Origin of the sequence: Actinomyces gerencseriae DSM 6844 (genome assembly GCF_000429265.1) — a bacterium.
Classification (GTDB): Bacteria; Actinomycetota; Actinomycetes; order Actinomycetales; family Actinomycetaceae; genus Actinomyces; species Actinomyces gerencseriae.
In genome coordinates, this window is the sequence record NZ_AUBN01000003.1 from 1 (window position 1) to 12,086 (window position 12,086).

A 12,086-nucleotide genomic window follows, 5' to 3' on the forward strand; every position below is an offset into this window, starting at 1 on the left:
AGAGTCCGGGCAAGAACGGTAAGGCCAAGAGGACAACCGTTGAGGTGGTCTACCTGGTCTGCTCGCTGCCTATGGAGCAGGCTCAGCCCGAGCAGGTTGCGGCCTGGGTCCAAGGGCACTGGGGAATCGAGAACCGGCTCCACTGGGTCAGGGACGTGGTCTTCGATGAGGACCGCCACCAGCTGCGCACCCGTAACGGCCCCGAGATCATGGCCGCCCTGCGCAACCTGGCCATCGGCCTCATCCGCCTGGTCCACGGCCCCGGCGCCGGTATCGCCTCGACCACCAGATCCCTGTCACGACGCCCAAAACGAGCCATCAAGCTCATCACCCAGCCAAGCACCTGACCCGACTTTGCCGACCCCCTGTGGCCCGTGTACTCGACGACGAGGGTGGCGAACCCATCGGAGTGCGTGAGATGGAACAGGCCGACGAACCTCTTTTCCCGCTCTTCGTGCCCGCGCCCACGAATCAGGACGGTCAGGAATCCGTGTCGCAGCCGGAAACTGTAACCGGTCGGCGTGACGGGCCTGAGAGAGATCGGGGCATCGGCCCAACGGGGTACGATCACTGGCCTCGAGTTTTCATTGTTGGGGTGTTGAAGGCGGGGTGGGGGTGTCGCTTCGCTTGGAATAGTGAGGTTTTCTCGCTGGGGTGGTGGTGCTGGTGGTCTGAGCGCTGGGATGGCTGAGAAGGGGGGCCGGGGTGTGTCGGAGCGGGGTGCACGCGGAGCCGTGCGTCAGAGTTGTTTTCGACCAAGAAAACCTGCTCGCAAGAAAGGCTCCGCGCGGGTGTCCTATCGTGCCGCTCCCGACGTACCCATCGCCACCGCGCGTACCGTCAACGGCTGGCCGACCACCCACCACCGCACCCACGACGCCCGACCCCATCAACGGACCGTCACCACCCGGGTCCAGACAGCCCCGGTGCTGCGGCGGCCCAAGGACGGCACCGATGCGCGGGCCCTGACCCGCGACGCCGGGGTCCCGCGGGCCACCGCCCACCGCTACCGCCCGCGAGGCCCTGGAGGTCATCGCCCAACGATCCCCCGACATCACCGACGTCCCGAACAGGCTCCGGCGCAGAGGTGAGCCTTTTGCGCGCCTGGACGCCACCCTGGTGCGCACCGACCGGGTCGCAGCCCGCACCCAGGCCGGCAACCACCTGTGACACTCGGGTAAGCACAAGGCCTTCGGCGGCAACATGCAGGTCCTGACCGATCGCACTGGCTTCCCGGTGCGGACCGCGCCCATGGAGCCCGGCTCGACCCATCTTCATCACCGCCGCCCGGGCCCACGCCCCGCCGGCACTGCACCGGGCGGCCTCACCGGGACTGCCCACCCCCCGGCGGACAAGAGCCGCACCGGGGCCGGCATCGGCATCAAGGCCCCGGCCAAGAACCCCGCCCCGGACCCCGACACCAGACGGCACGGGCAAGCCGATCGCCCGCATACGAGCCCCGGCCGAGACAGCCAACACCCTACTCAAGCACTTCAAGGCCCTACGACACGCCACTCCCACCCCCACAGCCATCACCACCATCACCGCCACAGCCCCGGCCACCCTCACCCTCCACAAAAACCCCTGGCGAGAAAACCTCAGTGAGAGGGTCCACCGAATGGTGTACCCCGCGCAGAGCAGGGCGATCAACGATATGGCCTCATGGATCGAGCTGAGATACAACCATGTCCGCCTTCACTCAGCCCTGGTGTACCGCAACCCTGACGAGGTGGAACGCGAGTTCCTGGGCCTGACCAAGGCGGCCTGAAGCACAAAACAAGTAATGTCCGAAAAACACATAGCAGTCCACCGGATCAACTCACAGCATTACGGAACATTCCCCGCCCGTCGCGGCGATCGGGGACCCAGGGCCGCGCGCAGCGCCGGGGCGAGCTGCGCGACGATCTCGTTCGGGGTCAGCGAGGCCACCGGTTCGAGCCGCAGCAGGTGCCGGGTCAGGAAGAGCCCGCTCATGATCGTCGCCGCCGCGGCCGCCCGCTGCTGCGCGTCCGGCCCCTCGATGTGGTCGGTCAGGCGCCCGATCATCTCGGACTGCAGATATTCCCGCAGGACCCGTGAGGCGGACTGCGAGGCGAGTGCGTCGGCGAACAGGCGCGTCAGGCCGGTGCGGTACTCCGGACGGTCCCACAGGGTGAGGGCCGCCCGCAGCAGTGCCTCGGGCAGGTGCTCGGGGGCGACCTTCGCGGCCACGACGTCGAAGCCCTGCGCCGGGCTGAGTGCGAGCGCGGCCACGGCCCGGAACAGTCCCTCTTTCGAGCCGAAGTAGTAGGTGACCAGGGTGTGGTCGACATCCGCCTCGCGGGCGATCGACCGCAAGGAGGTTCCGATGTAGCCATTCGCCTCGAACCCGGCGCGCGCCGCCGTGAGGATCCGCCCCTTGGCGTTCGAGGATCCGGAGGGGCGCCCCCGTCGTTTATTCACCACGGTTGAAATCATGATGCTCCGACGCGTCCCATGGCAACCATGAGCACTCACCACGACCCCGGACCGCCCGCCTGCTCCGACGCCCCCGCCGTCAGCTTCCGCGACCTGCGCATGGAGTTCCGACGACGCCGTCGCGAGCCCCTGACGGCGCTCGACTCCCTGACCCTCGACGTCGCCCACGGCCAGGTCTTCGGCCTGCTCGGCCCCAACGGCTCGGGCAAGACGACCTCCGTCAACCTCCTGTGCGGGCTCCTGCGCCCCACCCGCGGGACTGTCCTGTGCGAGGGCATCGACGTGCGCACCGACGTCACCGCAGTACGCACCCACCTGGGCGTCGTCCCCCAGGAGACCGCCCTGTACAACGACCTGTCCGCCGATGAGAACCTCTCCTTCCATGCCCGCCTGTACGGCGTCCCCCGCGACGAGCGGCGCGGCCGCATCGACGAGGCTCTCGAGCTCGTCGGACTGGCCGAGCGCCGCCGCGACCGGGTCGGCACCTACTCCGGCGGCATGCAGCGCCGCCTGGCCCTTGCGCGCGCCCTCCTGACCGAGCCGAGCGTCGTCGTCCTGGACGAGCCCACCCTCGGCGTTGACGTCCAGTCCCGGGCCGCCCTGTGGGACCGGGTGCGGCGCATCGCCTCCGGGGGCGGCACGGTGCTGTTGACGACCAACTACATGGAGGAGGCCCAGGCGCTCGCCGACAACCTCGCCATCCTCGACCACGGCGTGCTCGTGGCCACCGGTACCCCCGACGAGCTGCGCGGGCGGTTGGGCCGGACCTTCATCGACGTGCGCGCCTCCCGCCCGGACGCGGCCGGCCGACTCGCCGGCCTGCCCGGCGTCACCGGCGTCACCTGGCACGACGGCGTCGCCTCCGTGGCCGCCGACGCCGCACCGGCGACCACCCGCGCCGTGCTCGACTGGTTCGTCGAGCGCGACCCCGACGCCGCACTCGTCGGCGTGCGGCGCCCCGACCTCAATGACGTCTTCCTGGCCCTGACCGGGACGGCGCTGCGCGACGGGGGCCGAGCATGAAGGGCGCGAGCGCGGCCGTCGCGATCGCGGTCAAGGACTGGACGAGGTTCGCCCGCCAGCCGTTCCTCATGGTCATCAGCGTCGTCATCCCCCTGGTCTTCATCTTCTTCTACTCACTGATCATCCCCGTGTCCAACAACAACCCGATCATGGTCGCCGACCTCGACGGCGGCCCGGTCTCCTCGCGCCTGATCGAGACCATGCGGACCATCCACTCCGAGGAGGGGCCCTACTACGACGTGCGCACCACCGATGCGACCGCTGCGCTGGAGGCGTTCGACGACGGCGACGCCCTGGCGGTCATCGTCATCCCGGAGGGCTTCTCCGACGCCGCCGAGGCCGGGAGCGCGCAGGTGGAGCTGCGGCTGAACAACATCAACTCCGACTACTCCAAGAACCTGCGCCTGCGGCTGGACGATGCGGTCCGCCAGCTCGATGACGGCCTGGCCCAGCCCGTGGCGAGCGTGGAGGAGACTGGCTGGCTGCCGACGGACCCCACCATGCTCGGCTACATCTCCACTAGCCTGCTCCTGTTCGGCTGTCTGTACGCCGCCATGGTGGGCGCTGGCCTCCAGGTGGCCTGCGAGTGGAATGACAGGACGGTCAAGAACCTGCTGCTGGCCCCGCTGGGACGCGGCGCGCTCGTGGCCGGCAAGGTGCTCGCCGGCCTGGGGCAGTCCCTGGCCTCTGTGGCACTCGTCCTGCTCGTGCTCGTCGTCGGCTTCGGCTTTCACCCCACCGGGAACCTGCTGGCCATGACCGGCATCGTGGCGGCGGCGCTCCTCATGGGCTCGGGGATCGGCACCGTCGTCGGCGTCGCGTCGAAGAAGACGCTCGCGACGGCATCGGGTCTGATCGCCCTGGCCGTCATGTTCTTCCTCGTCTCCGGCAACGAGGAGTCCATGCGCGGCTTGGCCTGGGGTGAGCCGATCACGACGCTGTGGCGCCTCTCGCGGGCGCTGCCCACCACGTACGCCTTCATGAGCGCGCGCAGCATTTTCTTGACCGGCGACACATCGGACCTGGCCGGGAACCTGGTCGTCGTGCTGGCCTCCACCGCGGTGATCCTCGCCCTCGCCGGATGGCTGCTGCGTCGAGCCTACAGCCGCCTGACCGGAGGACAGTGATGACGGTGATGACAGCGCAGACGGCGCAGGGGCCGCGGACGACGATGGGCCGGCACCTCGACCGTGTCGGGGCGGTCGCCCGCAAGGACCTGCACCAGTGGGCCCGAGACCGGCAGGCCCTGGCCGGGCCTGTGCTCATCCCCCTGGTGCTCATGTTCCTGTGCGGCGTCCTGTTCGGGTTCGGCGGGGACGATTGGAACATCGGCCTGGTCAATCGGGGCACCGGCCCGCACGCGGCCGCCCTCGAGCAGGAGATCCGCGACCTGCGCAGCAACATCTCCCCGTACTTCCATGTCGTGACCACCGACCCCGACGAGGCCGACCGCCTGGTCGCCGAGGGCCGCCTGCACCTGGTGGTCACCATCCCCGAGGACTTCGACGCCCAGGTGGACGCCGGGCGGACCCCCGTACTCAGGACGAGGGCCTACAACATCAACACTGACATGATGAAGAACGCCCGCCTGCGCCTGACCCGGGCCGTCCAGGACTACGCCGCGGGGCACGTCCCCGACGCGGCGCCGGTCACCGTGACCCAGACGACCACACGCACCGACGACGTGCGGCGGCGGGTCTTCATCGCCCACAGCGCCGTCGTCCTGGCGGTCATGGTCGGCTCCGCGCTCAACGCCGCGATCATGGTCGCTCGCGAGTGGGAGCACCGGACCGTCAAGGAGGTTCGGCTCGCGCCGCGGCCCCTGGCCGATCTCACTGCCGGTACCCTGACCGCCTCGGTCCTCGCCGGCTGCATCAACACCCTGGTCACGCTCGCCGTGGCGCTCCTCCTCTTCGGGGTGCGCCTGCCGGTGGGGCGGCTGCCCGTCTTGCTGGCGGTCGCCGCCCTGACGAGCGTGGCCTGCTCCGGGGTGGGGGTGGCCATCGGGGCGTGGCTGCGCGACTACCGCACCGTCCAGCCGCTGCTCATGATCACTTTTGCCGGTTCCTTCTTCGCTTCGGGCGGGTTCTCCTCTGTCGCCACTCTGCCGCGGAACGTTCAGGTCTTCGACCGGTTCTGGCCGCCGTCCTACATCTTTGAGACCATGCAAGCGCAGGCATGGATGGTGGAGCCGCCCTCGGTCGTGCCCGTGCTGGCCGGATGCCTTGTCGCCGCCGCCTGCGGAGTGGGGCTGGGCGCCTGGGCGCTGGGCAGGAGGCTGTAGAGGGCCGACGGCGGGAGGGGCCGTCCTCAGGCGAAGACGACGGTGCGGCGGCCGTTGAGCAGGACGCGGTGCTCGGCGTGCCACGTGACGGCCTGGGCGAGGACCCGGCGCTCGACGTCCCGGCCCTTGCGCTGGAGGGCGAGGGCCGAGTCGGCGTGCGACGCCCGGGTGACGTCCTGCTCGATGATCGGGCCCTCGTCGAGGTCGGCCGTGACGTAGTGGGCCGTCGCCCCGATGAGCTTGACGCCGCGGTCGTGGGCCTGGTGATACGGCTTGGCGCCCTTGAAGCTGGGCAGGAAGGAGTGGTGGATGTTGATCACGCTCCCGTGAAGCCGTTCGCACAGGGCGGGGGAGAGGATCTGCATGTAGCGCGCCAGCACGACGAGCTCCACGCCCAGGGAGTCGACCAGGGCGAGCAGCTCGGACTCGGCCGTCGCCTTGGTGTCCCTGGTGACCGGGATGTGGTGGAAGGAGGCTCCGTAGAACTCGGTCACGCTGCGCAGGTCCTCGTGATTGCCGACGACGCCGACGACGTCGATGGGCAGGCCCTGGCTGGTGGCGCGGAACAGCAGGTCGGACAGGCAGTGGGCCTCCTTGGACACCATGAGGAGCGTGCGCAGCGGGCGGTCGACCTCGTGCAGCGCCCAGTGCATCTCGTACTGCTCGGCCATCTCGGCCAGATCCGCCTCCAGCTCGGGGCGCGGCACCCGGGTGACGACGGAGACGCGCATGAAGAACAGGCCGGACTCGGGGTCGCCGAACTGCTGGGACTCGGTGATATTGCCCCCGCGTCGCGCCAGTGCCCCGGAGACGGCGTGGACGATGCCCGGCCGGTCCGGACAGGACAGCGTGAGGACGAGGTGCTGCGGCGCCGGGGGTGAGGGGGCGACGGTCGCAGGGGCTTCGACGGTCCCGGGGGCTCCGGCGGTGTCGGCGGTCTCGGAGGTCATGTCCGCAGGGTAGTCGGAGGAGCGCGACGGCCGCGCGGCATCCCGATGGGGCCGCCTCACGCGGTGGCGACCTCCGCGAGCGGGAGGGGCCCAGGAACCGCCCCGGTGGTTGGCGCCACCGGGGCGGGCGACCTCCGCGTGCGGGCCCTCTCAGCCCTGACGGGCCTTGAAGCGGGGGTTCTTCCTGTTGATGACGTAGGTGTGGCCGCGGCGGCGCACCACCTTGCTGCCGGGCTGCTTGGCGAGCGACCTGATGGAGGCGCGAACCTTCATGGGCTGGTCCTCTATCTTCCTTATCTTCGTTCGGATGCGGGTGATTCCTGGGGTGCTCCCTGGATGCGGTCGGCGTCTCAGCGCCGGCGCCTCCCGTAGCGGCGCTCGAACTTCTCCACCCGGCCGGCCGTGTCCAGGATCCGGCCCCTGCCGGTCCAGAAGGGGTGCGAGGCGCTGGAGACATCGACGTCCACGACGGGGTAGGTATTGCCGTCCTCCCACTCGATGGTCTGAGAGGACGTCATGGTGGAGCGGGTCAGGAAGGCGAAGTCCGCGCTCTTGTCGCGGAAGACGATCGGGTGGTAGTCGGGGTGGATTCCGGGGCGCATGAGGATGACGCACTCCTCACCAGGACGACTTCGAGATGCCGGGCAGCTCGCCGCGCAGGGCCATCTCGCGGAAGCGGACGCGCGAGATCCCGGCCTTGCGCAGGAAGCCGCGCGGGCGCCCGTCGACGCCGTCGCGGTTGCGCACGCGAGTGGGGGAGGCGTTCCGGGGCAGGGCGTGCAGGGCCGCCATGGCGGCATCCCGCTCGGCGACGGTCAGCGCCGGGTCGACCGCGGCCCGTTTCAGCTCGGCGCGGCGCTCGGCGTATCGCGCCACGGTCCGGCGACGGCGCCTGTCGGCCGCGATCTTGGACTTCTTGGCCATCAGCGGGACTCCTTGAACTCGACGTGCCGGCGCACGACCGGGTCGAACTTGCGCAGGACGAGGCGGTCCGGCGTGTTGCGCCGGTTCTTGCGGGTGACGTAGGTGCAGCCGGTGCCGGCGGTGGAGACCAGCGTGATGACGGGCCTCAGGTCCTTGGATCTCCCGGTCCTGGCGGGCATCAGATCCTCTCCCCTCTGGCGCGCATCTGCGCCACGACGACGTCGATGCCCTTCTTGTCGATGATCTTGATGCCCTTGGCGCTCACGGTCAGGCGCACGGTGCGGCCCAGGGAGGGCACCCAGTAGCGCTTCCTCTGCAGGTTGGGCAGCCACCGGCGCTTGGAGCGGCGGTGGGAGTGGGAGATCGAGTGACCGGTGACCGGCCGGGCTCCCGTGACTTGGCAATAGCGGCTCATGGGGCCACTATATGCAAATGATTCTCAGTACAGTCAATTGGGAGGTGCCGTGCACTGCCTCGCACTCATCAGCGTCGTCGATCCGCTGCTGGTGGACCTGGTCGGCCTCGCTCTCCACGGCGAGGACGCCCTCGTCCTGACGGCCTCGCTCCACGCCGGCCCCGATGCCGGTCCCGGCACCGATCTCAGCGCCGCCCCCGGCTCCGTCACCGCTGCCGACGCGCCCGGCGACCCCGGCCTCGCCGACGGCTTCATCCGACTGACCGCCGCGCAGGTCCCCCTCGACGCGGGCACCGCGCCCGTCCTCGACATCGCCCGCACGACGGACTGCTGGACCTGCTCCCTGCGGGAGGTGCTGCTGGCCGTCGTCGAGGACCGCGCGCGCCTGGACCCCGACGGCGCCACCGTCGTCCTGCTGCCGCCCGGCGTCGAGCTCATCCACCTCGCCCCGCGCCTGGCCGACGACCTCGCCCGGCTGCCCGGCGTGACGCTCGCCGGCCTGGCCCACGTCATCGACGTCGACGCCGCGGCCCGCGACCTGCTCACCCACCGCCCTGCGCCCGAGTCGGTCGCCGTCGTCGAGGACCAGTGCGCGGGCGAGCTGCACATGGTGGCCCTCGGCTACGCCGACGCGGTCGTCGCCCTCGGCCGGGACCCGGTCGGCCGCGACCTGGTGGAGCACCTGCGCCCTCACGACACCCTCCTGCTGCCCGGCCTGGACGCGCCGCTCCTGCCCGAGCTGCTCGCCCTGCGCCACGACGCCGCCCGCGCGGTGGCCCGCGTCCACCCCGCCACGACCCGGGCCTGGGGCGGTCCGGCCGAGCACGGGGTGCGCACCCTGGATCTGTTCAGCGAGATGCCCTTCCACCCCGGGCGCCTGCGCGAGCTGGTCGAGGACCTGGCGGGGCGCGGCATGCTGGCGCGCGGCTGCTTCTGGCTGCCGAGCCGCCCCGGGCGCGTGTGCACCTGGGAGGTCGCCGGGGGCGCGGTCAGCGTGGGGGACGCCGGCCCCTGGACGGAGAGCCCGGACGATCCGGACGGCCCGGACGGGCCCCGGTGCCACCTCGTGGTCACCGGCGTCGCCGATGACGACGCCTGCGAGCGCGTGCGCGCCGCCTTCGGCAGCATCCTCCTGCGCGCCGACGAGCTCGCCGAGGCCCTCGCCTGGGCCGGCGCGCCCGACGGCCTGGAGGACTGGCTCGGCCGGGGGTGACCCGCCCGCACCCCGGGGCGTCCGCGCCGCGGGCGGTTCCGCGCCCGAGCCTCCCGACGGCGGTAGCATGGACATCGTCGTCGCGACTGGCGCAGAGGTGGTCACCACCGGGGAGCGACGGCGCCGCACCGGACCGCGCCGGAGCGGCCGTCACGGGAACCTGGTCGCCCGCCTGGGCCGGAGTCACCGCCCCCGCACGGCGCCGCCGTGCCGACACGAGGAGAACCATGACTGGACCAGCCGGCACCACGCTCAACAACCTGCCCCTGGCCGAGCTCGACCCGGAGATCGCGTCCGTCCTGGACGACGAGCTCGCCCGTCAGCGCGGCACCCTGGAGATGATCGCCTCGGAGAACTTCGTGCCCCGCGCCGTGCTCCAGGCCCAGGGGTCGGTGCTGACCAACAAGTACGCCGAGGGCTACCCGGGCCGCCGCTACTACGGCGGCTGCGAGGTCGTCGACGTCGCCGAGACCCTCGCCATCGAGCGCGCCAAGGCCGTCTTCGACGCCGAGTGGGCCAACGTCCAGCCCCACTCCGGCGCCCAGGCCAACGCCGCCGTCCTCCACGCCCTGGCCGACGCCGGCGACACCATCCTCGGCCTGTCGCTCGCCCACGGCGGTCACCTCACCCATGGGATGAGGATCAACTTCTCCGGCAAGAACTACCACGCCACCGCCTACGGCGTGGACGAGACCACCATGCGCGTCGAGATGGACCAGGTGCGCGAGGCCGCCCTGCGCGAGCGCCCCAGGGTCATCATCGCAGGCTGGTCCGCCTACCCCCGCCACCTCGACTTCGAGGCCTTCCGCGCCATCGCCGACGAGGTCGGCGCCTCCCTGTGGACCGACATGGCCCACTTCGCCGGGCTCGTCGCCGCCGGCCTCCACCCCAGCCCCCTGCCCGCCTCCGACGTCGTGTCCACCACCGTCCACAAGACCCTCGGCGGCCCCCGCTCCGGCATGCTCCTGACCAACCGCGCCGAGCAGTGGGGCAGGAGGCTCGACTCCGCCGTCTTCCCGGGCCAGCAGGGAGGCCCCCTCATGCACGTCATCGCCGCCAAGGCCGTGGCCATGAGGGTCGCCGGTACCGAGGAGTTCAAGGACCGCCAGGTGCGCACCCTCGAGGGCGCCGCCATCCTGGCCGAGCGCCTCCTGGCCGACGACGCGCGCGCGGCCGGGATCCGGCTGGTGACCGGCGGCACCGACGTCCACCTCGTCCTGGTGGACCTGCGCGAGGCCCCCCTGGACGGCCAGCAGGCCGAGGACCTCCTCCACGAGGCAGGCATCACCGTCAACCGCAACGCCGTCCCCTTCGACCCGCGTCCGCCGCGGGTCACCTCGGGCCTGCGCATCGGCACCCCCGCCCTGGCCGCCCGCGGCTTCGGCGCCGCCGAGTTCACCGAGGTCGCCGACATCATCGCCACCGCCCTCGTCCACGGCGCCGCCGGCACCGCCGACGACGAGACCCTGGCCGCCCTGCGCGACCGCGTGCGCGCCCTGACCGACGCCTTCCCCCTCTACCCGGGGCTGGCCCAGTGAGGGCCCCCTGGGGCGGGCCCGCCCGGATCCTGGACGGCAGGGCCACGGCCGCCGCCCTCAAGGCCGAGCTCGCCGAGCGCGTCGCGGCGCTGCGCGAGCGCGGCGTCGTGCCGGGGCTCGGCACGGTGCTCGTGGGCGAGGACCCCGGAAGCCTCACGTACGTCGCCGGCAAGCACGCCGACTGCGCCGAGGTCGGCATCGACTCGCTCCGCATCGACCTGCCCGCCACCGCGACGCGGGCCGAGGTCGAGGCCGCCGTCGACCGCCTCAACGCGGATCCCGCCTGCACCGGCTACATCGTCCAGCTCCCGCTGCCGGCCGGCGTGGACACCAACGCCGTCCTGGAGCGCATCGACCCGGGCAAGGACGCCGACGGCCTGCACCCCACCAACCTGGGCCGCCTGGTGCTGCGGACCTCGGGGCCCATCGCCTCCCCGCTGCCGTGCACGCCCCGGGCCTGCATCGAGCTGATCGCCCGCCACGGCATCGACCTGGCGGGGGCCGACGTGTGCGTCATCGGTCGCGGCGTCACCGTGGGGCGCAGCATCGGCCTGCTGCTGGGCCGCAAGGACATCAACGCCACCGTCGATGTCTGCCACACGGGCACTCGCGACCTGGCCGCGCACGTGCGCCGCGCCGGCGTCGTCGTCTCGGCGGCCGGCAGCCCCGGCATCATCGCCGCGGACATGGTGGCTCCCGGTGCGGTCGTCCTGGACGTCGGGGTCGCCCGGGTCACCGACCCCGCCACCGGCAGGGGGAGGATCGCCGGGGACGTCGCCGACGGCGTCGATGAGGTCGCGGCCTGGCTCTCCCCGAACCCCGGGGGAGTGGGGCCCATGACGCGGGCCCTGCTGCTGGCCAACGTCGTCGAGGCCGCCGAGCGGCGCGCCGGTTGAGCGCACGGCCCGGGATCAGTTGCCCGGTCGGAAATCCCTGCGGGACAGGCTGCCCGGTGGCATCTCGGTGAGCCGGACGTCGTCGACCCGCGCCCACCGGGGGCCGTGGTGGAGCCAGGAGACCAGCCGCGAGACCGCGTCGGCCGGTCCCTGGGCCACGACCTCGACGTCGCCGTCGGAAAGGTTGCTCACCCGGCCGACCAGCCCCAGCTCCTGCGCCTCCTCGGTGCAGTACCAGCGGAAGCCGACGCCCTGGACCTGCCCCGACACGCGCGCGCGGATGGTGCGCACGCGGGCGGTGCTCGCGTCCGCCGGTGCGCCCGGGCCGCCGGGAGGGCGCGATGAGCCGGAGCCGCGCAGGCGGGAGAAGAGACTCATGGTTCCGT

General features: G+C 71.8%; 16 protein-coding genes. 8 read left to right on the top strand and 8 right to left on the bottom strand.

The features are described 5' to 3' along the window. Together G448_RS0100005 and G448_RS19140 are read left to right on the top strand one after the other, a co-directional pair. A partial coding sequence (locus tag G448_RS0100005) for an ISAs1 family transposase (protein ID WP_156910873.1) occupies positions 1–347 on the top strand: 347 nt, incomplete at its 5' end. Between the two features lie 1,307 nt (positions 348–1,654). Continuing rightward, a complete protein-coding gene (locus tag G448_RS19140; protein WP_425393633.1) occupies positions 1,655–1,768 on the top strand; it encodes an integrase in 114 nt (37 codons plus the stop codon). A 59-nt stretch (positions 1,769–1,827) separates the two neighbouring features. Here the strand turns inward: G448_RS19140 and G448_RS0100015 are convergent, their stop codons facing one another. Next, entirely contained in the window at positions 1,828–2,445 is a 618-nt protein-coding gene (locus tag G448_RS0100015; protein WP_051268451.1) for a TetR/AcrR family transcriptional regulator, read from the bottom strand. A 39-nt stretch (positions 2,446–2,484) separates the two neighbouring features. Here G448_RS0100015 and G448_RS14465 point away from each other — a divergent pair, with 39 nt between their 5' ends. From G448_RS14465 to G448_RS0100030, 3 genes are read left to right on the top strand one after another with little or no spacing between them, the layout of a single operon-like run. Then, positions 2,485–3,480 carry an ABC transporter ATP-binding protein gene (locus tag G448_RS14465; protein ID WP_169720811.1) on the top strand — a complete coding sequence of 332 codons (996 nt, stop codon included), beginning with the start codon at positions 2,485–2,487 and terminating at the stop codon, positions 3,478–3,480. After that, a complete protein-coding gene (locus tag G448_RS0100025) occupies positions 3,477–4,607 on the top strand; it encodes an ABC transporter permease (protein WP_026406288.1) in 1,131 nt (376 codons plus the stop codon). The genes G448_RS14465 and G448_RS0100025 overlap by 4 nt, the downstream gene beginning before the upstream one ends. Next, the gene (locus G448_RS0100030; protein WP_026406289.1) at positions 4,607–5,764 is read left to right on the top strand and encodes an ABC transporter permease; all 1,158 of its coding nucleotides are present in this window, start codon (positions 4,607–4,609) and stop codon (positions 5,762–5,764) included. The genes G448_RS0100025 and G448_RS0100030 overlap by 1 nt, the downstream gene beginning before the upstream one ends. Positions 5,765–5,790: 26 nt before the next feature. Here the strand turns inward: G448_RS0100030 and purU are convergent, their stop codons facing one another. From purU to rpmB, 6 genes are all read right to left on the bottom strand, one after another. After that, positions 5,791–6,714, bottom strand: a complete 924-nt coding sequence (purU, locus tag G448_RS0100035; protein WP_026406290.1) for a formyltetrahydrofolate deformylase — start codon at positions 6,712–6,714, stop codon at positions 5,791–5,793. A gap of 150 nt (positions 6,715–6,864) precedes the next feature. After that, the gene (gene ykgO, locus G448_RS0100040) at positions 6,865–6,987 is read right to left on the bottom strand and encodes a type B 50S ribosomal protein L36 (protein ID WP_026406291.1); all 123 of its coding nucleotides are present in this window, start codon (positions 6,985–6,987) and stop codon (positions 6,865–6,867) included. A 77-nt stretch (positions 6,988–7,064) separates the two neighbouring features. Further along, the gene (locus G448_RS0100045; RefSeq protein ID WP_026406292.1) at positions 7,065–7,316 is read right to left on the bottom strand and encodes a type B 50S ribosomal protein L31; all 252 of its coding nucleotides are present in this window, start codon (positions 7,314–7,316) and stop codon (positions 7,065–7,067) included. Positions 7,317–7,332: 16 nt separating this feature from the next. Then, on the bottom strand, positions 7,333–7,638 hold the full coding sequence (rpsN, locus tag G448_RS0100050; RefSeq protein ID WP_026406293.1) for a 30S ribosomal protein S14: 306 nt from the start codon (positions 7,636–7,638) through the stop codon (positions 7,333–7,335). Next, positions 7,638–7,817 carry a 50S ribosomal protein L33 gene (gene rpmG, locus G448_RS0100055; RefSeq protein WP_026406294.1) on the bottom strand — a complete coding sequence of 60 codons (180 nt, stop codon included), beginning with the start codon at positions 7,815–7,817 and terminating at the stop codon, positions 7,638–7,640. The genes rpsN and rpmG overlap by 1 nt, the downstream gene beginning before the upstream one ends. After that, entirely contained in the window at positions 7,817–8,053 is a 237-nt protein-coding gene (rpmB, locus tag G448_RS0100060) for a 50S ribosomal protein L28 (RefSeq protein WP_026406295.1), read from the bottom strand. Before rpmB ends, rpmG begins: the two co-directional genes overlap by 1 nt. A 49-nt stretch (positions 8,054–8,102) precedes the next feature. Between rpmB and G448_RS0100065 the strand changes: the two genes are divergently transcribed. From G448_RS0100065 to G448_RS0100075, 3 genes are all read left to right on the top strand, one after another. After that, positions 8,103–9,266 (top strand): CobW C-terminal domain-containing protein, encoded by a 1,164-nt coding sequence (locus G448_RS0100065; RefSeq protein WP_026406296.1) that lies wholly within the window; start codon positions 8,103–8,105, stop codon positions 9,264–9,266. A gap of 227 nt (positions 9,267–9,493) precedes the next feature. Further along, positions 9,494–10,804, top strand: a complete 1,311-nt coding sequence (gene glyA / locus G448_RS0100070; RefSeq protein ID WP_026406297.1) for a serine hydroxymethyltransferase — start codon at positions 9,494–9,496, stop codon at positions 10,802–10,804. Beyond that, the gene (locus tag G448_RS0100075) at positions 10,801–11,700 is read left to right on the top strand and encodes a bifunctional methylenetetrahydrofolate dehydrogenase/methenyltetrahydrofolate cyclohydrolase (protein ID WP_026406298.1); all 900 of its coding nucleotides are present in this window, start codon (positions 10,801–10,803) and stop codon (positions 11,698–11,700) included. Before glyA ends, G448_RS0100075 begins: the two co-directional genes overlap by 4 nt. A gap of 15 nt (positions 11,701–11,715) precedes the next feature. Here the strand turns inward: G448_RS0100075 and G448_RS0100080 are convergent, their stop codons facing one another. Further along, entirely contained in the window at positions 11,716–12,078 is a 363-nt protein-coding gene (locus tag G448_RS0100080) for an acylphosphatase (RefSeq protein WP_084436158.1), read from the bottom strand. Positions 12,079–12,086: the final 8 nt, after the last annotated feature.